At 68.6% G+C, this 25,276-nt stretch carries 19 protein-coding genes; all 19 read right to left on the bottom strand.

Features of this window, described 5'->3' with window-relative positions:
• Position 1: 1 nt before the first annotated feature.
• The 19 genes from ispA to FXO19_RS04245 all read right to left on the bottom strand — a co-directional run bounded on the left by ispA (position 2) and on the right by FXO19_RS04245 (position 25,012).
• Positions 2-913 (bottom strand): (2E,6E)-farnesyl diphosphate synthase, encoded by a 912-nt coding sequence (gene ispA, locus FXO19_RS04335; RefSeq protein ID WP_149193870.1) that lies wholly within the window; start codon positions 911-913, stop codon positions 2-4.
• Positions 906-1,175 (bottom strand): exodeoxyribonuclease VII small subunit, encoded by a 270-nt coding sequence (locus FXO19_RS04330; RefSeq protein ID WP_149193869.1) that lies wholly within the window; start codon positions 1,173-1,175, stop codon positions 906-908. The genes ispA and FXO19_RS04330 overlap by 8 nt, the downstream gene beginning before the upstream one ends.
• 232 nt (positions 1,176-1,407) lie before the next feature.
• On the bottom strand, positions 1,408-2,781 hold the full coding sequence (tilS, locus tag FXO19_RS04325) for a tRNA lysidine(34) synthetase TilS (protein ID WP_149193868.1): 1,374 nt from the start codon (positions 2,779-2,781) through the stop codon (positions 1,408-1,410).
• 52 nt (positions 2,782-2,833) lie between these two features.
• Positions 2,834-3,793 carry an acetyl-CoA carboxylase carboxyltransferase subunit alpha gene (locus FXO19_RS04320; protein ID WP_149193867.1) on the bottom strand — a complete coding sequence of 320 codons (960 nt, stop codon included), beginning with the start codon at positions 3,791-3,793 and terminating at the stop codon, positions 2,834-2,836.
• Positions 3,794-4,080: 287 nt separating this feature from the next.
• Positions 4,081-7,662 (bottom strand): DNA polymerase III subunit alpha, encoded by a 3,582-nt coding sequence (gene dnaE / locus FXO19_RS04315; protein WP_149193866.1) that lies wholly within the window; start codon positions 7,660-7,662, stop codon positions 4,081-4,083.
• A gap of 205 nt (positions 7,663-7,867) precedes the next feature.
• The gene (locus tag FXO19_RS04310; protein WP_149193865.1) at positions 7,868-8,515 is read right to left on the bottom strand and encodes a ribonuclease HII; all 648 of its coding nucleotides are present in this window, start codon (positions 8,513-8,515) and stop codon (positions 7,868-7,870) included.
• Complete coding sequence (gene lpxB / locus FXO19_RS04305; protein ID WP_149193864.1) at positions 8,512-9,738, bottom strand: lipid-A-disaccharide synthase; 1,227 nt, start codon at positions 9,736-9,738, stop codon at positions 8,512-8,514. The genes FXO19_RS04310 and lpxB overlap by 4 nt, the downstream gene beginning before the upstream one ends.
• A 162-nt stretch (positions 9,739-9,900) precedes the next feature.
• Entirely contained in the window at positions 9,901-10,689 is a 789-nt protein-coding gene (gene lpxA / locus FXO19_RS04300) for an acyl-ACP--UDP-N-acetylglucosamine O-acyltransferase (RefSeq protein WP_149193863.1), read from the bottom strand.
• A 1-nt stretch (position 10,690) separates the two neighbouring features.
• Positions 10,691-11,146, bottom strand: coding sequence for a 3-hydroxyacyl-ACP dehydratase FabZ (fabZ, locus tag FXO19_RS04295; protein WP_149193862.1), 456 nt, complete (start codon positions 11,144-11,146; stop codon positions 10,691-10,693).
• Positions 11,143-12,156 carry a UDP-3-O-(3-hydroxymyristoyl)glucosamine N-acyltransferase gene (lpxD, locus tag FXO19_RS04290; RefSeq protein WP_187775650.1) on the bottom strand — a complete coding sequence of 338 codons (1,014 nt, stop codon included), beginning with the start codon at positions 12,154-12,156 and terminating at the stop codon, positions 11,143-11,145. Before lpxD ends, fabZ begins: the two co-directional genes overlap by 4 nt.
• Positions 12,157-12,196: 40 nt before the next feature.
• Complete coding sequence (bamA, locus tag FXO19_RS04285) at positions 12,197-14,731, bottom strand: outer membrane protein assembly factor BamA (protein WP_149193860.1); 2,535 nt, start codon at positions 14,729-14,731, stop codon at positions 12,197-12,199.
• 61 nt (positions 14,732-14,792) lie between these two features.
• Entirely contained in the window at positions 14,793-16,157 is a 1,365-nt protein-coding gene (gene rseP, locus FXO19_RS04280; protein ID WP_149193859.1) for an RIP metalloprotease RseP, read from the bottom strand.
• Between the two features lie 10 nt (positions 16,158-16,167).
• Positions 16,168-17,349 carry a 1-deoxy-D-xylulose-5-phosphate reductoisomerase gene (dxr, locus tag FXO19_RS04275; protein WP_149193858.1) on the bottom strand — a complete coding sequence of 394 codons (1,182 nt, stop codon included), beginning with the start codon at positions 17,347-17,349 and terminating at the stop codon, positions 16,168-16,170.
• A 55-nt stretch (positions 17,350-17,404) separates the two neighbouring features.
• A complete protein-coding gene (locus FXO19_RS04270) occupies positions 17,405-18,241 on the bottom strand; it encodes a phosphatidate cytidylyltransferase (protein ID WP_149193857.1) in 837 nt (278 codons plus the stop codon).
• Positions 18,238-18,981 (bottom strand): polyprenyl diphosphate synthase, encoded by a 744-nt coding sequence (uppS, locus tag FXO19_RS04265; protein ID WP_149193856.1) that lies wholly within the window; start codon positions 18,979-18,981, stop codon positions 18,238-18,240. The genes FXO19_RS04270 and uppS overlap by 4 nt, the downstream gene beginning before the upstream one ends.
• A 137-nt stretch (positions 18,982-19,118) precedes the next feature.
• Complete coding sequence (gene frr / locus FXO19_RS04260) at positions 19,119-19,676, bottom strand: ribosome recycling factor (protein ID WP_149193855.1); 558 nt, start codon at positions 19,674-19,676, stop codon at positions 19,119-19,121.
• Between the two features lie 268 nt (positions 19,677-19,944).
• Positions 19,945-20,847 (bottom strand): cation diffusion facilitator family transporter, encoded by a 903-nt coding sequence (locus tag FXO19_RS04255; RefSeq protein ID WP_149193854.1) that lies wholly within the window; start codon positions 20,845-20,847, stop codon positions 19,945-19,947.
• A 280-nt stretch (positions 20,848-21,127) separates the two neighbouring features.
• On the bottom strand, positions 21,128-21,850 hold the full coding sequence (gene pyrH / locus FXO19_RS04250) for a UMP kinase (protein ID WP_149193853.1): 723 nt from the start codon (positions 21,848-21,850) through the stop codon (positions 21,128-21,130).
• 156 nt (positions 21,851-22,006) lie between these two features.
• On the bottom strand, positions 22,007-25,012 hold the full coding sequence (locus FXO19_RS04245) for a TonB-dependent receptor (RefSeq protein WP_149193852.1): 3,006 nt from the start codon (positions 25,010-25,012) through the stop codon (positions 22,007-22,009).
• Between the last annotated feature and the right edge of the window lie 264 nt (positions 25,013-25,276).

The raw sequence follows: 25,276 nt of genomic DNA, 5'->3' as shown, positions 1-25,276 counted from the left end.
CTCAGCGGTCGCGCTCGAGCGCGATCCGTCCCAGCGCCAGCAGCGCCGCGGTGTCGGCGTCGGCGCCGAGCGATTCCAGCGCGGCGTGCATGTCTTCACCGAGCACGGCCAGCCGGTGTCGCGAGGCGTCGACGCCCAGCAGCGCCGGGAAGGTGGCCTTGGCCTGCGCGATGTCCTTGCCGGTGGTCTTGCCCAGCGTGGCGCTGTCGCCTTCGATGTCGAGCAGGTCGTCGCGAATCTGGAAGCCGAGCCCTAGCGCTTCGGCGTAGCGGTCCAGCTGCGCGAACGCCGCATCGCCGGCGCCGGCGGCGAGTGCGCCCAGCCGCGCCGACGCGCGCAGCAGGGCGCCGGTCTTCATCGCATGCAGGCGCTCGATGGCGGGCAACGACAGGGCTTCGGCCGCGCCGGTCGCGGCAAGATCGCGCGCCTGGCCACCGCACATGCCGTCGGCGCCTGCGGCGATCGCCAGTTCGCGCAGCATGGCCACGCGCCGGCCATCCGCGACCGGGGCGTCGGCCAGGGTCGAGAACGCCAGCGACTGCAACGCATCGCCGACCAGGATCGCGGTGGCCTCGTCGAAGGCGACGTGCACGGTCGGCCGGCCACGGCGCAACGCGTCGTCGTCCATCGCTGGCAGGTCGTCGTGCACCAGTGAATAGGCGTGGACCAGTTCCACCGCCGCGGCAGGGGCGTCCAGCAACGCATCGTCGGCGCCGAACGCACGGCCGCTGGCATAGACCAGCAGCGGCCGCATCCGCTTGCCGCCCAGCAGCACGGCGTGACGCATCGCCGCCAGCAGGCGCGGCTCGCCCTGTGCGATCGAATCGAGTGCGCGCGCGAGCGCCGCGTCGGCGCGCGTGCGCCAGGCATCGAGCTGCGGCGACAGGTCGCGCGAGGCGACCGGGTCAGGCATCGCCGGTCGCGTCCGGTGCGCCCGGGAACGGTTCGGCGGTCTCCGGGCGCTCCGGATCGCTGAGCAGCTTCACCCGCAGCTCCGCCTGTTCCAGCGCCTGCTGGCAGCGGCGGTAGAGGCCGACGCCACGCTCGTAAGCGGCCAGCGAATCCTCCAGGCTCATCTCGCCCTGTTCCATCTTCTCGACCAGTTGCTCGAGCTGGTCCAGGGACTGCTCGAAGTCGGCGACCGGGGCGGGATCAGGGGTCGATTTGCGTGCCATGCCGCCAGTTTACCGGAACCCCGCGCAGGCGTACGTGTCGCCTCGCTTCGCCGTAGGGGTCTTCGGTGGTGGGAGAAGCGTTTCTGCCACAGATTAACGCGGATGAGCACGGATCGAGCATTGTTCAAAGGCCCTCATCCGCGCTCATCCGTGCCAAGCCGTGGCCGAGAAGCTCCTCTGAACACAAACCGGTGCGGTGTGCTGCCAGAAAAGGACCGATGCCAAAGATGGTTCACTCGACGCGTGCGAGCGGGTCCGTCCGTGACCACAGCAGGCGCTGCTGCTGCGCGCGCAGCCAGGCGTCGAGGCGGTCCGAGTGGACCAGGTCGCCGGCCGCCAACAGCTCGTCGTTGGCATCCGTCAGCAGCGGTAGCCGCTCGCGTACCCACGGCGGGACACCGAGCGTCTGCAGCACCTGCTTGAGCGCGTGCGAGTGTCCGCGTCCCGGTAGCCGGATGCGTTCGCCGCCGCGGCGCGCACGCACGATCAGCGGTGTGCAGAGCGCCTCCGACGCCTGCACTACATCGCGGCTATCGCCGGGCTCGACCCGCTCGGAGCCGACCAGCGCCAGCGCATCTCCGGTCGGCAGCAGCAACGGCGTGCGTCCGTCCCAGACGGTGTGGAAATCCGCCGGCAGCGGTGCCCGTTGCCGCTCGGCATGCAGCAGGTCGCGCCAGCGCCGCACCACGGCGCCCGACCAGGCGAACGCCGGTGATCCGGCCGTCGTGGTCCGCAACAGGTCCGCCTCGATCCGGGCGACGCCCTGCGCCGGCAGCGGCGGCAGCGCGAGCGTGTCGATCCAGCGCCGCAGCACGCGCGCGCGACGCGCTTCGGGAAGCCGCCGCAGCGCGGCGACGTCGAGCGCGTGCGGATCGAGCGTACGTACGGCGGCGAGCGCGGCCGCGTCGCCGTCGTCGAGCAGCGCCGCGGCCTCGGCGCCGAGCAGGGCGCTGCGTGCCAGTCCGGCCTCGGCCTGCGGCCAGCGTTCGCGCAACAGCGGCAGGATGCGGTGGCGCAGGAAGTTGCGGTCCGGCTCGATGCCGGCGTTGCTCGGATCCTCGATCCACTGCAACTGGTGCTGGCGTGCATAGTCCAGCAGGCGCTCGCGCGGCGTGTCGAGCAGCGGTCGCCACAGCCAGCCCTGGCCATGGCGTCGCCATGGGCGCATCGCCGCCAGGCCATCGACGCCGGACGCGCGCAGGGCGCGCAGCAGGAAGGTCTCGGCCTGGTCGTCGCGGTGGTGCGCGAGCGCCAGAACCTCGCCGGGCTGAAGCTCCGCCGCGAACGCGGCATGGCGCGCCGCGCGTGCGGCCGCTTCCGGGCCGGTTCCGGCATCGGCGCGCACGCTGACGCGGGCGATGCGCAGCGGCACGCCGAGCGCGTCGCAGATGCGCCGGCAATGGGCGGCCCATGCGTCGGCATCCGGCTGCAGCCCGTGATGGATATGGATCGCACGCAGGTCGTGATCGCGCCGCTCCCGGCTCGTGAGGAGCCAGTGCAGCAGCACGGTGGAATCGAGGCCGCCGCTGTAGCCGATCAGCAGCGGACGCGCGTCGGCCATATGCGCGTATCGCGATGGCAGCATTGGAGGGGAGGCCTGATGCATCACGTGCCGCGGTGCGAACGATGGCGGGGGCGTTCTCGACGCGCGCCCGGGATCAGGCCGCTTCGTACGCCCCGTAGCCGCGCAGCCTCCGATAGCGCCGTTCCAGCAGCTCCGCGGCCGGGATGTCCTGGAGCGCGTCGAGTTCGTTGAGCAGCACCGCCTTCAGGCGCGTGGCGGTCTGCTTCGGGTTGCGGTGGGCGCCGCCGATCGGTTCGCGTACCAGCTTGTCGATCAGGCCGAGTTCGAGCAGGCGCTTGGCGGTCAGCCCGAGCTGCTCGGCCGCGTCGCGCTTCTTGGCGGCATCCTTCCACAGGATCGAGGCGCAGCCCTCGGGCGAGATCACCGAGTAGGTGCTGTATTCGAGCATCAGCGTGCGGTCGCCGACGCCGATCGCCAGCGCGCCGCCGGAGCCGCCTTCGCCGATCACGGTGCAGATCACCGGGATCTTCAGTTCGGCCATCTCCAGCAGGTTGCGGGCGATGGCCTCGGACTGGCCGCGCTCCTCGGCGCCGATGCCCGGGTAGGCGCCCGGCGTGTCGATGAAGGTCAGCAGCGGCAGCCGGAAGCGCTCGGCCAGCTTCATCAGGCGCAGCGCCTTGCGGTAGCCCTCCGGTCGCGGCATGCCGAAATTGCGGCGTACCTTGGCCTTGGTGTCGCGGCCCTTCTCGTGGCCGATGATCATGACGCTGCGGCCGTCGATGCGGCCCAGGCCGCCGACGATGGCGGCGTCGTCGGAGAAGGCGCGGTCGCCGGCCAGCTCCTCGAACTCGTCGCACATCACCCGGATGTAGTCGTAGGTGTAGGGGCGCGCCGGGTGGCGCGCCAGCTGCGAGACCTGCCACGGGCTGAGGTCGCGGAAGATCTGCGCGGTGCGCCTGCGCAGCTTGTCCTGCAGCGTGTGGATCTCGGCATCGATGTTGACGGCGGGACCGGTGCTGGCCTGGCGCAGTTCCTGGATCTTGCCTTCCAGGTCGGCGATGGGCTGTTCGAAATCGAGGTAATTCGGGTTCATCGGCGTCCGTCGGGCCGGAAAGTGGCACAGTCTAGCCGAAGGCGGATTGCGGCCCCGTACCGGCGGGTAGGGAGGCCGCAGGCGTGCCGGCTGCGTCCTCCAAGCGCGGGCGGGACCTGTTTTGGTTCGCAAAGGCTAGCGGGCTGTCATCCCGGCGAGGACCGGTCCGTTCCGCAAAAGCTTGGTCGTTGCAAGGCGACGGCGAAGGCACTGGATCCCGGCCTGCGCCGGGATGACGGGCGAAGGCCGTGACGCTCTCCCGACTCCCGACTCCCGATTCCCGGCCCTCACCAGGGCCGTTGCAGTGCCAGCTTGACGCCGCGCACACCGGGATGCGTCCGCAGCTGGCCGATCAGGTCGGCGTCCGCGCGCACGCTCCGGCTGCCGTTGAGGTCGAGCGTGCCGGCGGCGCCCTTCGCCAGCAGCAGGTCGTAGCGCAGCGGCGTCTCCCCGGGGCGATGCGGCTCGAGCAGGCGCTCGATGCGTTCCAGCAGCCCCGGCACGCGCAGGTCCAGGCGCAGCCACAGCCGCCGCGCGATCTGCGGGCACAGCTGCCGGAAATCCCAGCAGCGGCGTGCGCGCAGGGCGAAGCCGCCGCTGAACTCGTCCTCACGCAGGCCGCCCTCGACGATCAGGATGCGGTCGCGGGTGAGCAGCGGCGCGTACTCCTGCAGGGCTTCGGCGAAGAACGCGCACTCGAGACGGCCGCGGCCGTCCTCCAGCTGCACGAAGGCCTGCGCTTCGCCACGCTTGCGCATCGCCGTGACCAGGCCGGCGACGATCGTGTTGACCTCGGGCCGCCAGCTGCCGCGCGATTCCTCGGGTCGCGCCGCCCAGACGGCGTCGAGCTGGCCGAGATCGTGCCCGACGAGGATCTGCAGCTCCTCGCGGTAGGGGTCGATCGGGTGGCCGCTGAGGTAGTGGCCGAGGGTCTCGCGCTCACCGGACAGGATCTGCGCCAGCGGCCACGGATCGGTTTCGGGCAGTTCGATCTTCAACGCCGGCGCGGCGTCGCCGCCGCCGAACAGCGACACCTGCCCGGCCTCGCGTTCGCGCGCGAGCTGGTCGCAGGCCTTGATCACTTCCGGCAGCTGCAGCATCAGCGAGGCGCGATGGCTGCCGAGCGCGTCCAGTGCGCCGGACTGGATCAGCGCTTCGAGCGTACGACGGTTGAGCTTCGCCGAACCGACCCGCCGGCAGAAATCCAGCAGGTCCGCGTAGGGACCGCCACGCGCGCGTTCCTCGGCGATCGCCTCGCAGGCGCCGCGGCCGACGCCCTTTAGCGCGCCCAGTCCGTAGCGGATGGTGCCGGCGTCCATCGCCTCGAACATGTAGGTCGATGCATTGACGTCGGGCGGCATGACCTCGAGTCCGCGCGCGCGCGCTTCCTCCAGGAAGCCGACCACCTTGTCGGTGTTGTCCATGTCGCTCGACAACACCGCGGCCATGAACTCGGCCGGGTAGTGCACCTTCAGCCACGCGGTCTGGTAGGCGACCAGTGCGTAGGCGGCCGAGTGCGACTTGTTGAAGCCGTACTCGGCGAACTTCTCCATCAGGTCGAAGATCTGAGTGGCGGTGCGCGGGTCGACGCCGCGCTCGGCGGCGCCGGCCTCGAACTTGGCGCGCTCCTTGGCCATTTCCTCGGGTTTCTTCTTGCCCATCGCGCGTCGCAGCAGGTCGGCGCCGCCGAGCGAATAGCCGGCCAGCTCCTGGGCGATCTGCATCACCTGTTCCTGGTACACGATGACGCCGTAGGTCGGCTTGAGTACCGCTTCCAGCGCCGGGTGCGGATAGCTGACTTCGGTGTTGCCGTGCTTGCGGTCGACCCACTCGCGGTCCATTCCCGAGCCCAGCGGGCCGGGCCGGAACAGCGCCGCGAGCGCGATGATGTCCTCGAAGGTGTCGGGCTTGGCGCGCTTGAGCAGCTCGCGCATGCCGCGCGACTCGAACTGGAACACCGCGACGGTATCGCCGCGCGCGAACAGCTCGTAGGTGGCGTTGTCGTCGAGCGGCAACGCAGTGATGTCGAGGGGGCCGTGATTGGTGATTGGTGATTCGTGATTCGCAGAAGCCGGCTTCTGCCCTTTCGAATCACCAATCACCAATGACGAATCACGCCGCTTGTTGATCGCCTTCACCGCCCAATCGATGATCGTGAGCGTGCGCAGGCCGAGGAAGTCGAACTTCACCAGGCCGACGGCTTCCACGTCGTCCTTGTCGAACTGGGTCACCGGCTGCCGGCCGCGGCCCTCGCCGTCGTGTTCGGCGAACAGCGGGCAGAAGTCGGACAGCGGGCTCGGCGCGATCACCACGCCGCCGGCGTGCTTGCCGGCGTTGCGGGTCAGGTCCTCGAGCTGCAGGGCGAGGTCGATCAGGTCACGGACGTCGTCCTCGTCCTGGTAGCGCTGGATCAGCTCGGCCGAGCGCATGTTCTCGTCCTTGCGCGAGCGCTCGGTGCGGCCCAGCGCATCGGACAGCGAAATGCCGAGCACCAGCGGCACCAACTTGGCGATGCTGTCGACGAAGCCGTACGGGTAGCCGAGCACACGGCCGACGTCACGCACCACCGCCTTCGCCGCCATGGTGCCGTAGGTGATGATCTGGCTGACGCGGTCGCGGCCGTACCTGGCCGAGACGTAATCGATCACCTCGTCGCGGCGGTCCATGCAGAAGTCGATGTCGAAGTCCGGCATCGACACGCGTTCGGGATTGAGGAAGCGCTCGAACAGCAGGTCGTACGGCAGCGGATCGAGATCGGTGATGCCCAGCGCCCAGGCGACCAGCGAGCCGGCGCCGGAACCGCGCCCGGGCCCCACCGGGATGCCGTGCCGCTTGGCCCAGTTGATGAAGTCGGCCACGATCAGGAAGTAGCCGGGGAACCCCATCGAGATGATCACCCCGAGCTCCGTCTCCAGGCGCTCGAAGTAGCTTTCGCGGGTGTGGCCGGCGGCCAGCGGCTGCTTCGCCAGCCGCGCCTCGAGGCCGTCGCGGGCTTCCTTGCGGATCCAGCTCTCCAGGGTGTGGTCGTCCGGAACCGGAAACGCCGGCAGATAGTATTTGCCCAGGCTCAGCTCGAAGTTGCAGCGCTGCGCCAGCGCCACGGTGTTGTCGAGCGCGTCGGGCAGGTCGGAGAACAGGTCCGCCATCTCCTCGGCGGACTTCAGGTACTGCTGCGGGCTGTAGTCGCGCGGCCGCCGCGGATCCTCGAGAACCCGGCCGGAGGCGATGCATACCCGCGCCTCGTGGGCGTCGAAGCCTTCCGCGTCGAGGAAGCGTACGTCGTTGCTGGCGATCACCGGGAGCGCGCGCACGGCGGCGGCATGCAGGGCGAAATCGTTGAACTGCGCCTCGCCGTCGCGGCCGCAGCGGGTCAGCTCCAGGTGCAGGCGGTCGTCGAACGCGGCCTGCCACTCGCCGAGCCACTGCAGTGCCTGCTCATGGCGTCCCGCGGCGGCCAGCCGCCCGGCCTGGCTGTGGCGCCCGACCAGGGCGAACAGGTCGCCGGGTTCGTCGCGCAGCCACTGCGGCCGCACCACCACGCCATCCTGGCGCTGGCCTTCCATCCAGGCGCGGGTCAGCAGCCGCGACAGGCCCAGATAGCCGGCGCGGTTGCGGCACAGCAGGGTGACCGGCCAGGCGGCCTCGTCGCCGTCGGCGACCATCACGTCGGCGCCGGTGATCGGCTTCAGTCCGGCGGCTTCGGCCTTGCGGTGGAAATCCACCAGCGCGAACAGGTTGTTGCGGTCGGTGATCGCCGCCGCCGGCTGGCCGAGCGCAGCGCAACGCGCGACCAGCTGCGGGATGCGGATCGTCGAATCGACCAGCGAATACTCGCTGTGCAGGTGGAGATGAACGAAGCGTGTGGACATCGGACGGCCGTCGCGTCAGTCGGCAGAGTAGGCCGGGGGCGAGGTGCCGACAAGGCTTGACAGCGCGGCGCTCCGCCCCCGCGCGCCCGTGACTGCGATCGTGACGTGCCGCGGTGTGCAGACCAAGCGGGAAGGGCGGCGGTGCCCCGGCGAGCTCATGCCGTCGCGACCGACATCACCGCGGGCGATCGCCTGCAGGCGACGCTCATCCGGCAACGGTGTCGGGCAGCAGGTTCGGCATGTCCGCCGTCGCCGCGAACATGCCACCCTGCGCGGCCGCGCGCACCGGCGCGAAGCTGCGGCGGTGTTCGGGGCAGGGACCCAGCCGCTGCAGCGCCTCCAGGTGCTGCGGCGTCGAGTAGCCCTTGTGCAGGTCGAAACCGTATCCGGGATGGCGCGCGTGCAGCGCCAGCATCGCGCGATCGCGGGCGACCTTGGCGAGGATCGAGGCGGCCATGATCGAGCGCTCGCGCCCGTCGCCGCCGATCAGCGCCTCGGCCGCGCAGGGCAGGTCCTGTGGCAGGCAATTGCCGTCGATGCGCGCCAGGCAGGCGCGCGGATCGCCCATCGTCTCCAGCACGCCTTCCAGCGCGCGACGCATGCCGAGCAGCGTCGCCTGCAGGATGTTGATGCGGTCGATCTCGGCCGGTTCGATGAACACGATCCGCCATGCCAGGGCGCGGTCGACGATGCGCGTGTACAGCGCCTCGCGCCGCGCCGCCGTCAGTTGCTTGGAATCGTCGAGGCCGTTGATGCGCGGGCGCGCCGGGTCGAACACCACCGCGGCCACCGCCACCGGTCCGGCCAACGGCCCGCGCCCGGCTTCGTCGATACCGGCGATCAGCGTGCTCATGGGCGCGCGACCAGCGTTTCGATCACGTCGGCAGCGCGTGCCGAGGCGTCGCGGCGCAGGGTGGTGTGGATCGCGCGAAAGCGCGGTTCCAGCGCGGCGACGGCCTCCGGGTCGCGCAGCCAGCCGAGCACCGCGGCGGCGAGGTTTTCCGCGGTGCAGTCGTCCTGCATCAGCTCCGGCACCAGGTCCTCGCCCGCAAGCACGTTGGGCAGCGCGTAGCGATCGATCTTGAGCAGGCCCAGCCCTTTCACCAGCGCGTGCGTGCCGCGTGCGACCCGGTAGCCGACCACCATCGGCCGCTTGGCCAGCATCGCCTCCAGCGTGGCGGTCCCGGAGGCGAGCAGCACGACATCGGCGGCGACCATGGCCTGGCGCGCCTGGCTGTCGATCAGCTTCACCGCGCTCGCGTGCAGCGGCGATGCGGCGATCAGCGTCTGCAGCGCCTGGCGACAGCGTTCGTCGGCGGCCGGCACCAGGATCCGCAGGTCGGGAATCTCGCGCGCGACCTGCGCGGCGGCTTCGAAAAAGATGGCGCCGAGCTTCGCGATCTCTCCCAGCCGCGAACCCGGCAGCACCGCCAGCAGTGGCCCGTTGCGGGGCAGGTCGAGCAGGGCGCGCGCGCCACGACGGTCGGGATCGAGCGGCATCGTGTCGGCCAGCGGATGGCCGACGAAGCGGGCGTCGACGCCGTACTCGGCGTAGATCGCCGGCTCCATTGGAAACAGGCACAGCACACGTTCGGCGCTGCGTCCGATCTTGCGCGCGCGGCCTCGCCTCCAGGCCCAGATCGAGGGGCTGACGTAATGCACCGTGCGCACGCCGTGTTGCCGCAGCATGCGTTCGAGCCCGAGATTGAAGTCCGGCGCGTCGATGCCGATGAAGGCGTCGGGCCGCCAGGCGAGGATGCGTTTGCGCAGCGCATTGCGCAGCGCCAGCAGTCGCGGCAGGTGCGAAAGCACTTCGCTCAGCCCCATGACCGCGAGTTCGGAAACGTCGTGCCAGGCGTCGAGGCCGGCGCGGCGCATGGCGCCGCCGCCGATGCCGGCGAAAATCGCGGCGGGATGGCGTTCGCGCAGTTCGCGGATCAGGCCGGCGCCGAGCTGGTCGCCCGAGGCCTCGCCGGCGACCAGCACGAAGCGCGGGCCGGCACCGGGGCGGGCGGCAGGGGTTTCGGGAGAAGGAGGCGTCGCCACTGCCGTCGAAGGGTTCGATGCGCTGTTCACGGCTCGGCGGTCACCGCGTTCCGGGAAGCGCCATCTTAGAGGAACGGGGGAGGAGAAACGAGGAACGAGGAGTGAGGAGTGAGCTGATGAATCCGGCCGGTGCGGGAATGGGCCGGAACACGCGTGCCTCGTATCTCTTCACTCGTTCCTCGCTTCTCCCCGTCAGCGCAGCAACGGGCGCTGGCCCGCCTCGATGAACTCCAGCATCCCGCGCACGTCGTCGCTGTCCTGCGCCAGCGCGGCCAGGCGTTCCCGTGCCTGGTCGAGGTTGCCGCCGGACATGTACAGGGCGCGGTAGGCGCGCTTGATGGCCGCGGTGCGCGTAGCGTCGAAGCCGCGCCGCTTCAGCCCTTCGCTGTTGATCCCGCGCGGACGGCCGTAGCCTTCCTGCGCCACCATCACGAACGGCGGCACGTCGCCGTTGACGAAGGCGCCCATGCCGATGAAGGCGTGGGCACCGATGCGGCAGAACTGGTGGACGCCGACGAAGCCGCTGAGGATCACGTGGTCGCCGACCTCGACATGCCCGGCCAGGGTGGCGTTGTTGGAGAACACGCAATGGCTGCCGATGCGGCAGTCGTGGGCGACGTGGGTGTAGGCCAGCAGCCAGTTGTCGTCGCCGATGCGGGTGCAGCCGCCGCCCTCGCCGGTGCCGCGGTTGAGGGTGACGAATTCGCGGATCGTGTTGCGGTCGCCGATCACCAACTCCACGCGCTCACCGCCGAACTTCTTGTCCTGCGGCTCGCCGCCGATCGCGGCATGGCCGTGGATGCGGTTGTCGCGGCCGATCCGGGTCGGCCCGGTGATGCTGCAGTGCGGGCCGATCATGGTGCCGTCGCCGATCTCGACGTCCGCGCCGATCAGGCTGAAGGCACCGATCGTGACGCCTTCGCCGAGCCGGGCCGAAGGCTCCACGACGGCGGTGGCGTGGCACGAAGCGGGGGTCGCCATCTCAGGCCTGCACCTCGGCGCAGAGGATCTCGGCGCAGGCGACTTCCTGCCCGTCGACGCGCGCCGAGCCGGCGTAGAGGGTCATGTTGCGGATCGAGCGCCTGATTTCGACCTCCAGGTCGAGCCGGTCGCCAGGCACCACCATGCGCGCGAATCTGGCCTTGTCCACCTTGACCAGGTACGACAGGCGACCGCTGCAGCCCGTGTCCTTGCTGAGGTGGCTGAGGACGCCTCCGGCCTGCGCCAGCGCTTCGATCACCAGCACGCCGGGCATCACCGGGTTGCCCGGGAAATGGCCCTGGAAGAACTGCTCGTTGGCCGAGACGTTCTTGTAGCAGAGCACGCGGCGGTCGCGCTCGAACTCGACGACGCGGTCGACCAGCAGGAACGGATACCGGTGCGGCAGCAGGTGCTGGATGCCGGCGATGTCGATCGGCAGCGTTGGTTCCTGACTCATTCCTCATTCCTCTCGCGGGCAATGACGCGGCGCGCGAGCGCGTCGAGTTGTCGAAAGCGTGCTGCGTTCTTGCGCCATTCGCGCTGTTTCATCACCGACATGGCGGAAGAGTACTCCCCAGGTTCGCGGATCGACTGCGAAACCATGCTCATCGCGGTGACCACCACCCGGTCGCAGATCTCGAGGTGGCCGGCGATGCCGGCCGCGCCGGCGATCATGCAGTAGCGTCCGATTCGGGCGCTGCCGGCCACGCCCACGCAGCCCGCCATGGCGGTATGCGCGCCGATGTGGACGTTGTGGGCGATCTGGATCAGGTTGTCGAGGCGCACGTCCTCCTCCAGCACCGTGTCCTCGATCGCGCCGCGGTCGATGGTGGTGTTGGCACCGATCTCGCAGTCGTCGCCGACGCGGACGCCGCCCAGCTGCGGCACGTTGATCCAGCGCCCGGCTTCCATCGCCAGGCCGAAGCCGTCGGCGCCGAGCACCGCGCCGGGATGGATCCGCACCCGCGCGCCGAGGCGTACCCGCGCGACCAGGGTGACCCTGGCCACCAGCTCGCAGTCGCGGCCGACCTCGCAGTCCTCGCCGACGACGCAGCCAGGTCCGACGATCGCACCCGCGGCGACGCGGCTGCGCGCGCCGATGCAGGCCAACGGGCCGATCTGCGCGCCGGCGTCCACCGTAGCCGACGGGTCGACCACCGCGCTGGCGTGGATCCCAGGCGTGGCCACGGGGCGAGGCGCGAACAGCGCCGCCGCCTTGGCATAGGCGACATAGGGATCGTCCGCCAGCAGCGCGGTGCCGTGGAAGTCTTCCGCTTCTGCGGCGCGCATCACCACCGCGCCGGCGCGCGCGTCCTCGAGCTGCGCGCGATAGCGCGGGTTGGCGAGAAACGCGAGCTGGCCGGGGCCCGCCCCGGTCAGGCTGCCGACGCCGTGCAGGTGAACCCCCGGATCACCGCGCAGCGGCAGCCCAAGGCGTTCCGCCAGCTCGGCGGCGGTGAGGGTGATATCCCGATGATCCATTGCAGAACCGATCGCCGGCGCGCCCTCAGAACGCGCCGCCGAAGGTGAACTGCAGCCGTTCGACCTCGTCGCCCTCGCGGATCAGGTCGCCCGAGCCGCCCCGCACCGTATCCTGCTTGCTCAGCGGATAGGCATAGCTGATCGAGATCGGGCCCACCGGCGCCCGCCACATCAGGGCGACGCCGGCGGAGATGCGCAGCTCCTTGGCCTCGAATGCATCGAAGTCGCTGTAGACGTTGCCGAAGTCGACGAACGCGGACACGCGCGCGGCCGGCGAATCGAGCAGGGTCGGGAAGTACATCTCCAGCGAACCCACCGTCTTCAGCGAACCGCCCAGCGGCTGCAGGAAGCTGCTGTTGCCGGCCGCCTCGCGCGGGCCGAGGGTGTTGTCGCGGAAGCCGCGGACCGAGCGGGTACCACCGGCATAGAAGTTCTCGAAGAACGGCAGGCCGCTGGCGGTCACCGTCTTCACGTAGTCCGGGGAGGACGGGTCGCAGGGATCCGAGGGATCCGCGCCCGGAACCCAGACCGGCGGCGTCTCGGGATCGTCGTCGTGGTCTTCCTGGACGGGATTGTTGAAGCAGACGTTGCGGGTGACGTCGCTGCCGTAGCTGTCGCCGTAGCCGATCTCGGCGCGGGTGTTGAGCACCAGCGCGCGGCTGATCGGCCAATACTTGGAAAACTCGTAGTTGAGCTTGTAGTACTCGGCGGTCGAGCCGGGCAGGGTGATTTCGGCGGAAACACGCTGGTAGGTGCCGCGCGTGGGCTGCAGGTAGTCGTTGCGAGTGTCGCGGGCGTAGCCGACCTCGGTGCGCCAGGCATGGAAGGTGCGCTGGTTGAAGGCGTCGATGTAGTCGACGATCGAGTCCGGCGTCGAGCCGCGGAAGGTGAAGATCTCGTTGCGGTCGATGCCGAACAGCAGCGAGAAGCTGTCGTGCTCGGTGATCGGAATACCGAGCACGGCCTGGCTCGCCGCACTGGTCGAGGAGTACTGCGCGGTGTTGAAGTCGGAGTTGTCGAACTCGCGCCACCACAGGTTGTAGCCGAGCGACAGCCCGTCGTCGGTGAAGTACGGGTTGAGATAGGAGAACGCGTAGCGTTGCAGGTAGCTGTTGCGGCTGGCTTCGATCGAGACCCGGTTGCCGCTGCCGAGGAAGTTGTTCTGCGACAGCTGCACCGAGGTGGTGATGCCGGACAGCTGCGAATAGCCGAGGCCGAACACGAAGCTGCCGGAGGTGGTTTCGGTGACGTTGAAGACGACATCGACCTCGTCGTTGCTGCCGGGCACCGGCTCGGTCTCGACGTTGACGCTGCCGGACTCGAAGTAACCCAGCCGCTGCAGCCGTACCTTGGAGCGGTCGACCGCTGCCTGCGAGTACCAGCTGCCCTCGAACTGGCGCATCTCGCGTCGCAGCACCTCGTCGGAGGTGCGGGTGTTGCCCTTGAACACGACGCGGCGCACGTTCACCCGCGGTCCCGGGACCACCTGCATGTTGATCGCGACGGTGCGGTTCTCGCGGTCGACTTCGGGAATCGGGTTGACCTGCGCGAAGGCGTAGCCGATGTTGCTCAGGGTGGCGATGATGGAGTCGGAGCTAAGCTCGAGCAGCGCCCGCGAGAAGGTCTGGCCCTCGCGCAGGAACACGCGCTGCTCGATCTGCTCCTTCGGCAGGATCGTATCGCCGCTGATCTCGACGCTGGAGATCTTGTAGATCTCTCCCTCGCTGATGCCGGCGGTGATGAACATGTCGCGCTTGTCGGGGCTGATCGCGACCTGGATGCCGTCCTCGCTGAAGTCGAGGTGGCCGCGATCGAGATAGAAGTTCTGCAGCTTCTCGCGGTCGCCGTCGAGCTTCTCGCGCGAATACTGGTCGTCGCGGCGGTACCAGCTGAGCCAGTTGCTCTCGGCCGACTCCCAGCCCGCCCTCACGTCCTCTTCCTCGTACAGCTCGTTGCCGACGATGTTGATGTGGCGGATCTTGGCCGCCTTGCCCTCGTCGACGGCGATGGTGACGTCGACGCGGTTGCGGTCCAGGCGCGAGACGGTCGGGGTGATCTCGACGTTGTACTTGCCGCGGTTGTTGTACTGCCGGGTGAGCTCCTGGGTGACGCGGTCCAGGGCCAGGCGGTCGAAGGTGTCGCCCTCGGACAGGCCGATCTCCGACAGGCCCTTCATCAGGTCCTCGGTCTTGATGTCCTTGTTGCCGGTCAACGTGAGCCGATTGATCGCCGGACGCTCGGTGACCGTGACCACCAGGATGTCGCCCTGACGGCCGATCTGCACGTCCTCGAAGAAGCCGGTGCGGTACAGCGCGCGAATCGCCTCGCCCACGCGCGACTGGTCGATCCGGTCGCCGCGCTCGATCGGCAGGTAGGTGAACACGGTACCGGCGCCGATGCGCTGCAGGCCGTCGACGCGGATGTCGCCGACGACGAAACTGCTTGCGGCGGACGGACCCGATGGCGGCGGCGGTGCTACGTCCGTCTGGGCCCAGGCGGGCGCGGCGATGGCCGCGGTCAGGGCGAGGGCGAGCAGGCGGCGGCTTGGAATTCGCGTCATCTAGTGCGTCCGTTTGGGAGGTTCTCGCCGTCGCGCGGACGCGAGGACGGGGTTCGGGCGGTCATCGGTACATCAGTTGCAGGATGTCGTTGTAGAACGCCAGCCCCATCAGGCTGGCCAGTAGTGCCAGCCCCACATATTGCCCGGCGACCATGGCACGTTCGCTTAACGGACTGCCCTTGACCAACTCGATAAGGTAATACAGGAGATGCCCGCCATCCAAGAGCGGGATCGGCAGCAGGTTGAGGATTGCCAGGCTCAGCGACAGCAGCGCGAGGATGGTGAGGTACCACGCGGGGCCCTGTTGCGCGTATGCATTCGCGGCGCGGGCGATGGTGATCGGCCCGGCGACGGTGTTCTCGACCGCCACCCGGCCGCTGAAGGCACGGCCGATCATGCCGAACAGCTGCCCCGTGAGATGCGCGGTTTCGCGCAGCGCCGCCGGCACGGCGGCGGCGGGGCCGTAGCGTTGCAGCGCGTCGCGGGGCGGCGGCTCGCCGCGCTGCGGCTGGATGCCGAGCGCCCAGAACTCACCGCGCCCCGGATCCTCGGTCAAGCGCGGCGTGATTTCCAGCGCCAGGCGGTCGCCGTTGCGCTCCACCTCGATCATGCCGCTGCCGCCGCTGTCGGCCAGGGTCTGGATCAACGGGCCGATCTGGTCGAACGTGTCGGTGCGGACGCCGTCCACGGCGGTGATCCGGTCGCCTTCGGCGAGCACGCCCCAGGCGGCGCTGTCCGGCAGCACGCGGCCCACCACGGCCGGCACCAGCGCATGGCGCGGGGCCAGGCCGATGGCGGACAACAGCTGCTTGTCGTCCAGCTCGGCCGGCAGCTGCGACAGGGCCAGGGTGCGCCGTTCGCGGTCGCCATCGGCAGTGCGCACGCGCAGTCCCACATCGCTGCGGTCCAGCGCCGCCGGCAGCAGCGCGAGCTGCAGCTCGTTCCAGGTCGGCGTTTCGCGTTCACCGACCGCCTCGATGGCGTCGTCGCGTTGCAGGCCGGCCTCGGCGGCGATGCCCTCGGCATAGCCGACCACCGGCGCGTAGTCGGGCCGGCCGATCACGAACATCCCCCACAGCAGGACCACGCACAGGATCAGGTTGGCGGCGGGGCCCGCGGCGACGATCGCCATCCGCCGCCAGACCGACTTGCGGTTGAACGCCTGCGAGAGCTGTTCCGGGGGCACCGGACCGCCTTCGCGCTCGTCCAGCATCTTCACGTAGCCGCCCAGGGGCAGCGCCGCAAGCACGTATTCGGTCCCGTCGCGGCCGCGACGCGACCACAGCGCCTTGCCGAAGCCCACCGAAAAGCGCAGCACCTTGACTCCGTTGCGGCGGGCGACCCAGTAGTGCCCGAACTCGTGGAAGGTCACCAGCACGCCGAGGCTGATGATCAGCCACCAAACCGAACCGAGGAAGGTCATCATGCGGGCAGGCTCATGCGGATCCGTGGAGGGGCAGGGTCGACCCGGCGAAGCGGCGGGCGGCCGCGTCGGCGGCGCGCAGCTCGTCCAGCGAGGTCGCCGCAGCCGCGGGCAGGGCCGACAGGGTATCCGCGACCAGGGCGGGAATGTCGAGGAAACCGATCCGGCCCTGAAGGAAGGCTGAAACCGCGACCTCATTGGCCGCGTTCAGGGTGGCCGGGGCGGTGCCGCCGGCCACCAGTGCCTGCCGCGCCAGGCGCAGGCAGGGAAAGGTGTCGGGATCCGGCGGCTCGAAGTCGAGGCTGCCGTGCGCCAGCAGGTCGAGCCCGGCGACGCCGGAGGCGATCCGCTGCGGCCAGCCCAGGCCCACCGCCAGCGCGGTGCGCATGTCCGGCAGGCCCAGCTGCGCCAACGTGGAGCCGTCGTCGAACTCGACCAGGGAGTGCACCAGGCTCTGCGGATGCACCAGCACGTCGATGCGCGCATCGGGCAGGCCGAACAGGTGGTGGGCCTCGATCACCTCCAGGCCCTTGTTCATCAGCGTCGCCGAGTCGACGGAGATCTTCGGGCCCATCGACCATTTCGGGTGGGCGACGGCCTGGGCCGGGGTGATATCGGCCAGGTCGGCGCGCGTGCGGCCGCGGAACGGTCCGCCCGATGCGGTCAGCACGATCCGCCGTACCCCGCCATCGATGCGGCCGTTCGGCAGGCACTGGAAGATCGCGTTGTGCTCGCTGTCGATCGGGATAACGACCGCGCCGGCGGCGCGAGCGACCGCGGTGAGCAGTTCGCCGGCGAGTACCAGCGATTCCTTGTTGGCCAGCAGCAGGCGCTTGCCGGCGCGGGCCGCGGCCAGGGTGGAATCGAGGCCGGCGGCGCCGACGATCGCGGCGACCACGGTGTCGCAGGTGTCATCGGCGGCCAGCTGCTCCAGTGCCCGTGCACCGGCGTGGGGCTGCGTCGGCAGGCCGGCCGCGCGCAGACCGTCGCGCAGCGCCTCGAAGCGGCGCTCATCGGCGATGACGGCGTGGTCGGGACGGTGCAGGCGGCACAGCGCGATCAGCGCCTCGACATTGCAGCCGGCGCTCAACACCCCGGCGCGCAGCCGTTGCGGGTGCCGGGCGATCACGTCCAGCGCCGAGGTCCCGATCGAACCGGTGGCGCCGAGGACGGCGACCGTGCGGAGTTCGCTCATGCCGGCGACCACGCGGTCGGCGGCGACGATCGGTGGATAGCCATCGGTCTCGCCATCAGAAACCGAACCAGATCTGGCCGAGGGCGAAGACCGGAAGCGCGGCGAGCACGCTGTCGATGCGGTCGAGCAGGCCGCCATGGCCGGGAATCATCGTGCCGGAGTCCTTGGCGCCGACGTGCCGCTTGAGCAGGCTCTCGTACAGGTCGCCGACCACCGAGAACAGGATCGTCAGCAGCGCAACCAGCGCGACCAGCGGCAGTTGCACAAGTTCGGCGCCGGCCAGCGGTGCCGCCAGCACCGCCAGCAGGACGCCCGCGACCAGTCCCCCTGCCAGCCCCTCGACGGTCTTGTTGGGGCTGATGGTCGGCGCCAGCTTGCGCCGGCCGAAGCGGCGCCCGGCGAAATAGGCGCCGCTGTCCGCCGCCCAGATCATCGCCAGCGCGATCAGCAGCCAGCGATGGCCGTGGGGCTGACCGGCGTGGATCAGCGCCAGCGCGCACCAGGCCGGGATCACGCTGGCGGTGGCGGCGGCCAGCTTGATCACCCGGGCATGGGTGTCGTGATCGGACGCGAAGCCGGGGTGGCGGAGCCACAGCATGGCCAGCAGCCACCAGACCACGCCGGCGACGGTGAGCAGCTTGAACAGCACCAGCGAGCCGCTGCTGTCGGTGGACGAAGCCCAGACCAGCGCCACCATCAGCAGCAGGTTGGCCAGCAGCAGGATGCCGCGGGCCAGGCCGTCCTCGATCTCGGCCAGCCGGAACCATTCCCACAGGCCGGCCAGGAACAGCACCGCGCTCAGCGCCACGATCCACGGCGTGGACAACAGCAGCACGGCGGCGATCGCCACCGGGGCCATGATCAGCGAGGCCAGTACGCGGGTCTTCGTCATGCGTGCGGGATGTCCGTCGTTGGATTCGAAGGCACGTCGACCTGGTCGCTGGTCAGTCCGAAGCGGCGCTCGCGCGCCGCGTAATCGGCCAGGGCCCGTTGCAGGACGTCGGTATCGAGTTCGGGCCACAGGGTTTCGGTGAACCACAGCTCGGTGTAGGCGAGCTGCCAGAGCAGGAAATTACTGATGCGCAGGTCGCCGCCGGTGCGGATGAACAGGTCTGGCGCCGGCAGGTCCGCCAGCGCCATGCGCGCGGCGACCGCGGACTCGTCGATGTCCTCGGGACGCAGCCGGCCGGCGGCGACGTCCTCGGCCAGCGCACGCGCGGCCCGGGTGATGTCCTGGCGGCCGCCGTAGCTGGCGGCGATGTTCAGTTGCAGGCGATCGTTGCCGCGGGTACGGGCCTCGGCCGCGTCCATGCGCTCGCGGATCGCCTGGCCGAAGCGCTCGCGCTCGCCGATGAAGCGGATGCGCACCCGGCGCCGGTCGAGCTCCTCGACCTCGCGCTCCAGCGCGTTGAGGAACAGCTTCATCAATGCGCCGACCTCGTCCTCGGGCCGGCCCCAGTTCTCGCTGGAGAAGGCGAACAGGGTCAGCGCGCCGATGCCGCGTTCCAGGCAGAAATCGATGCATAGGTTGACCGCGCGCGCGCCGGCGCGATGGCCGATCATGCGCGGCCGCCTCCGCCGTGCGGCCCAGCGCCCGTTGCCGTCCATGATGACGGCGACGTGCCGCGGCACGTCGCCGTGATTGGCGATTCGTGATTCGTGATTCGAAAGAGCGTGGTCCCGCGAATCTGGAGTCTCAGGCAATGGAATGGCCCCTTCAGGCTTTGGCTTTTGACCAATCACGAATCACCAATCACCAATCCCGGCTCTCATACCGCCATCAGTTCCTGTTCCTTGGCCTTGACCACCTCGTCGACGTCCTTGATCGCCTGGTCGGTCAGCTTCTGGATCTCGTCCTCGCTGCGGCGCTCCTCGTCCTCGCTGATCTGCTTGTCCTTCAGCAGTTCCTTGACCTGCTGGTTGGCGTCGCGGCGGATGTTGCGGATCGCGATCTTGGCGTTCTCGCCCTCGTGGTGGACGTGCTTGGAGAGCTCCTTGCGGCGTTCCTCGGTCAGCGCCGGGATGTTGATGCGGATCACGGTGCCGGCGGTGTTCGGCGTCAGGCCCAGGTCGGAGGCCAGGATCGCCTTTTCCACCGGGCCGACCATCTGCTTTTCCCACGGCGTGATCGTCAGCGAGCGCGCGTCGGAGACGGCGATGCTGGCGACCTGCGAGAGCGGCATGTCGGAGCCGTAGTAATTGACCTTCAGGTGCTCGACCAGCGCCGTCGAGGCGCGGCCGGTGCGGACCTTGGTCAGGTCGTGGCGCAGTGCCTCGATGCTCTTGTGCATGCGGGTCTGCGCGTCGTTCTGGATTTCCTTGAGCATCGCCGGCTCCGGTCGATTAGCGGTAACCGCGGGATTATAGCGGGCGCGGAGCAGAACGCTGGAAATCCGGCAGATGTCTCCGCACGCGCCGCTCGTAGGAGCGCGCCATGCGCGCGATACCGCGGGCATCGCACCGCCCGCGGATTCCGGTGACCGGCGCGCTGCCGGTCCGGAATCGCGGCATCCACCGGATCCTGCCGGCACCGGCGGCATCGCGCCCATGGGGCGCTCCTACGGTGGGGTGTCGCGGGTTTCCCCGGCTCCCGATTCAATTTCCCGCGTGGCCGGGCGTGCAGGCACCGCTGTGCTCGACCTGCAGCGTCGCATGGTTGATCGTGAAGCGCCGATCCAGCTCGTGCAGCGTCGTGCGCAGGAAGGCGTCATGGTCGTCGGCGTAAGGGCGCACCAGGTGCGCGGTCAGCGCGATGCGACCGGCCGCCAGCGGCCAGATGTGCAGGTGGTGCACCGCCGAGACCCCGGGCAGCGCCTCCAGGAAGGCGCGGACCTCCGACGGGTCGACGTGCGCGGGCACCGCATCCATGACCGCGTTGAAGCTGTCGCGCAACAGCCCGAACGCACCCCAGGCGATCACGACGCCGATCAACAGCGCGATCGCCGGATCCAGCCAGGCCCAGCCCAGCGTCAGCATGCCGACGCCCGCCAGCACCGCCGCCAGCGAGACGGCAGCGTCGGCAAGCAGGTGCAGATAGGCGCCGCGGCGGTTGAGATCCCCGGTATGGCCCTCGCGCAGCAGCCAGGCGGCGCCGAGATTGACCACGATGCCGACGGCCGCGACCACCACCACCGGCAGCGCCGGAACGTCCGGTGGCCGGCCGATGCGCCCCAGGGCTTCCCAGACCAATGCGCCGGAGAAGGCGACGATCAGCAGCGCATTGGCCAGCGGCGACAGCAGCGTCGCGCGGCCCCAGCCGTAGGTGAGGCGGCCGCGGGCAGGGCGCTGCGCCAGCGCGGCGGCGCCCCAGGCCAGCGCCAGTCCCAGCACGTCGCCCAGGTTGTGCAGCGCATCGGAGAGCAGGGCGAGGGAATTGATCGCGAAGCCGTAGCCGGCCTCCAGCACGGTGTAGGCCAGGTTGATCAGCGTCACCACGGCGAACGCCCGGGTCGACGACCCGTGGCCATGCCCGTGATCGTGATGGCCGTGACCGTGCATGGACCAATGTTGGCATGCGCGGGCGGGCGGACACTATTTCACCGGTTCACCGGCCGCGCTTCGTAGGAGCGCGCCATGCGCGCGATACCGCGGGCATTTCTCTGCCCGCGAATGCCGGTGACTGTCGCGCCTGCCGGTCCGAGCGCGACGTCCGCCGGATGCCGCCGATGCCCGCGGTTTCGCGCGCATGGCGCACTCCTATGGAAGACGCATTCCGCGTGCCCAAGAGAAAGGGCGTCCAGCAGGATGAAGGCGCTGAATGGTCCCGGGGCCCGAAAGCTCAGCCGCGTCCCTGCACCAGCGTGCCGATCGGCTCGCCCTTGAGGATCCGCAGCAGCTGCCCGGGCTGGCTCATGTCGAAGATCCGCAGCGGCAGCTCGCTGTCGCGGCACAGCGCGAACGCGGCGGTGTCCATCACCTGCAGGTTGCGGGCGATCACCTCGTCGTAGCTGAGGGTCTCGAAGCGCGTCGCGGCGGGATTCTTCTTGGGGTCGGCGTCGTAGACGCCGTCGACCTTGGTTGCCTTCAGCAGCAGGTCGGCGCCGATCTCGATCGCGCGTAGCGCCGCGCCCGAGTCGGTGGTGAAGAACGGATTGCCGGTGCCAGCGGCGAAGATCACGATCCGCCCCTTCTCCAGGTGGCGGATGGCGCGGCGGCGGATGTAGTCCTCGCAGACGTCGTTGATCTTGATCGCGCTCATCACCCGCGCCTTGGCGCCGACCTTCTCCAGCGCGTCCTGCATCGCCAGCGCGTTGATCACCGTGGCCAGCATGCCCATCTGGTCGCCGGTGACCCGGTCCATGCCCCCGGCCGCCAGCCCCGCTCCGCGGAAGATGTTGCCGCCCCCGACCACCAGCGCGATCTCGGCCCCTGCCTGCTGCGCTTCGACCACCTCCCGCGCCAGCCGCCCGATGACCTTGGGATCGATCCCGTAGTCCTCGTCCCCCATCAGGGCCTCGCCGGACAGCTTGAGCAGGATGCGGCGATAGGAGAGGGCGGGCATGCGGAGGCTCCGGTTGGGTAAACGGGAGGATTCTAGCCGAAAGCCGCCGCGGCCCCAGTGGTTGACCAGAGCCGGCAATCCGGTGGTGGTTGTCTGCCGCCGATAAAAAGACGCCCGCTTACGCGGGCGCCCAAGGTTCTGGAGAGGGCAGTGGGATCAGAAGTCGTAGCGGACAGTGAGCCGGCCGGTACGAGGCGCCTGATAGCTGATCGGTCGCTGCGTAGAGTGATAAGGGTTGCCCGCAGCACCAATCTCGCCGTATTCGATGATGCTCTGGACCGGCTGCGAGTCCGTGACGTTGAACACGTCGAACCCGACCATCAGCTTGTGATCCAGGAAGGCCGGCGACCAGGCCACCCCGAGGTCCAGCTTGCCGGTCCAGGGCAGACGTCCGGCACTGCCGCGTGAGCTGGGCTCGCCGTTGCAGTACCTGTAGTACGGACCTTTGTACTCGACGACGTCCCGGAACTCGTCCGACACGTCGAGGCTCGGGCCATTGTAGACGCCGGTACAGTTATTCGGGCGACCGGAATGGACGCTCATGGTCGCCGAGAAGCGCCATTCCGGGTTCATCTGGTAGAAGCCATACGCTTTGACGTAGTGCCGGCGATCGTTGGGCAGGTAGCCGTTGGCGTGCTCCATCAGTTCCGGGTGGTCCCAATCCATGGTCATCGACACGTCGGTCTGGCCAACATCGGATTTCAACTGGCCCTCGGCATTGCCGTAGTTCCTCGAGAACGTGTAGTCGAGCTTGTAGTACCAGGTGCCGTCGAACGGGCGCTCGAGGAATAGATCAATGCCCTGATACGAGCGCTTCAGCTTCGGGAAGCGGAGCTCGCCCGCAGTGAGCGGTACCTCGTAGAGGTTGCCGTCGGCGTCATCCAGGACGAAAGTATTGTCCTCGCCCGGATTGAATAGGCGGCAGTGCGCCAGCGAGTCGCCGATCTCCGTTGCGATATCCTCGGAGTAACCGTTGCGGATCGCCCAGGCATAGGCAGGTCGATAGTCACACATGTCGTCGATCGCACTTTTCAGGTCGCGATAGATGTAGCGCGCACCGAAGATGTGCTTGTCGCCCAGCGCTTTCTCGAATCCGATCGCGAACTCGTCCTGGTAGTGCGAGTCAATATCCTTGGCCGCGACCGTGAGCGGGTTCGGAGCCTGGCCGAACTCGTTATTGGACGAATGCGGCCCGTCGCCCAGCGCAGTCAGCCCGAGGGGTTCTCCGGTCGTCGGGTCGATGCCGGTGAACGCAAAGTACTCTTGGGTATAGAGCGAGCCGGCAGCGCCACGGCGGGCCACGTTGTTCGGCATGGCCAGATGATAGCGACCGACATTGGCGAAGACTTTCAGGCTGGAATCGCCGTGCACGTCCCAGGTGGCTCCGATGCGCGGCGCCCACTGGTTCTTCTGCTCGACATAGATGATGCCGTCCGCGTTGTAGTTCTCGAAGTTCTCGTTGCGCACGCCGAGCGACAGAAGCCAGCGGTCGTTGATTTGCCAGCGGTCCTCGAAATAGTAAGCATACTGCTTGACCTCAAAGGTGCCGCCGTTGGCATAGATGTACCTGACTACGTAATCGCCGTTGCCGCCGGGGCCGCTCGCGCCGCCGCTGCCGGGGATCGTGTCGTTCGCCGCGCCGGGACCGACAGACTCGTAAAGCCAGCGATAGCCTGGCCCCGAGGTTTGTTCACCAGCCCGCGAGGTCGAGTCTATGCGGTCGTATCCCAGACGCAGGCCATGATTTCCCAGTTGCCAATCGAGATCCAGGCGTCCGCCTTCGGTCTCGTCGAATGCGTCAGGAAATGCAATCTGGGGGAATTGACCATGCTGGACCTGGTTGGGAATGTTGCGGGCATCGCTGACGTAGACAACGCTGGGGTCGTACCCTACCAGGTTCTCGATGTGATCCTGTTTCTGGCGACCGTACAACGCCGATAAGGTCAGATTGTCGGTGAGATAGCCCGTGTACCTGCCGATATACAGTTCGCCGCCATCCTCCCATTCGTAGCCCGCAGGCTCGGCGTCCCAGTCGATCTGGTTTGTATTGTAATTGTAGGGTTGGAATATTGCGGTCTGCTTGGTCACGTCGGAAACGGCAGTCAACTCGAGCAGGTGGTCGTCGGTGATGTGCCAGTCCACCTTGGCCAACCACCGCGGCACTTCATAGTCGCGTTCATAGTACTGGTTGGACCCGCGTGCGGAGTAGGTTTCCCGCTCCCGGTCCGTGAACTCGGCGCTGGCGTAGAAGAACAGCTTGTCCTTCACGATGGGGCCACTCACATAACCTCCATACAGTATTTGGTCGTCCGTCTGCGCCGCGAGGTTCTGATAGAGCAGGCCGTCGTTCTCCGTTCCGTTCAGTGGATAGTAGATGTTGCGCTGGTCGGCCCGCAGGCTCTCTGGCGTCCATGTCACCGAGAGGCCGCCATTCCATTCATTGGTGCCTCGTTGGGTGATGATGTTCTCCACGCCACCGGTGGCGCGGCCGAACTCTGCGCCGTAGCCGCCGATGAAGGCCTGGTATTGGCTGATCCCGTTGAACGGGAGCGTGGTCCTGCCGAGGTTGGTCAACGGGTTGGTGACCGGGTAGCCGTTGATGTAGGTGGCGTTCTCCGAAGCGGCCGAGCCTCCGAAGGACTGCACGGGGGCGCCCGAGGCGTTGGTGTAGCGCGAGTCGGCCGCGACTACGCCCGGGGTGAGCATCGCCACCGCTTCGATATTGTTGCCGACCGCGATGCGCCGAAGGTCTTCCGCGGTGAAGACGACGCGCGTGTCGGTATTCGACACGTCGATGTAGGACGCGGCAGTGCCCGTCACCGTGACCGCGGCGAAGTCCTGGACGTTATCGCTGGCGCGTGCAAACGAGACGTCGGCGCCGCCGCCCAGAAGCACCTGCACGCTTCGGCTGCCGATGGCCTGTCCACCCCTCGTCACGGTGACCTCGTATTCACCTACCGGCAGGGATGGCACCCGGTATCGTCCGCTGGCATCGGCCTGGATCTCGCGACGGAACCCGGTGTCACTGCGACTGATGACCACCGTGGATCCGGGCTCGACGGTGCCGTAGATCGAACCTGCTGCGTTGGATTGGGCGTGAGCTACGCCGTTCAGGCCAACACACAGCGCGGCGCACAGCGCCGCCCTCTTCAGATTACGCATGGATTTTCTCCCCGATTTCTTTAAAAAAGGAAAATGAGCAAGTACAGAAAGCCGGATGAGCAACATCGCTCACCTGTCTTGGCGAATATCATGTTTCATCTGAGCTTGCAACCCTGCGTGCGGCCAGTTACCGCTACCAAGAGCTAATGGCCGCATCGCGGCCGGACGTTCGCTCCCCCGCGTTCGTCCGGCCGTGCGCGAAGGTCGGTTCGCGTCGCGAGCCGCTCGGCGGCAGCACCTCGAACTAGTGCCTTGGTAGATGGA

Source organism: Luteimonas suaedae (assembly GCF_008312895.1).
GTDB lineage: Bacteria > Pseudomonadota > Gammaproteobacteria > Xanthomonadales > Xanthomonadaceae > Luteimonas > Luteimonas suaedae.
Note: the sequence above shows the minus strand (reverse complement) of the source record. Positions and strands in the feature narration are given on the sequence as shown.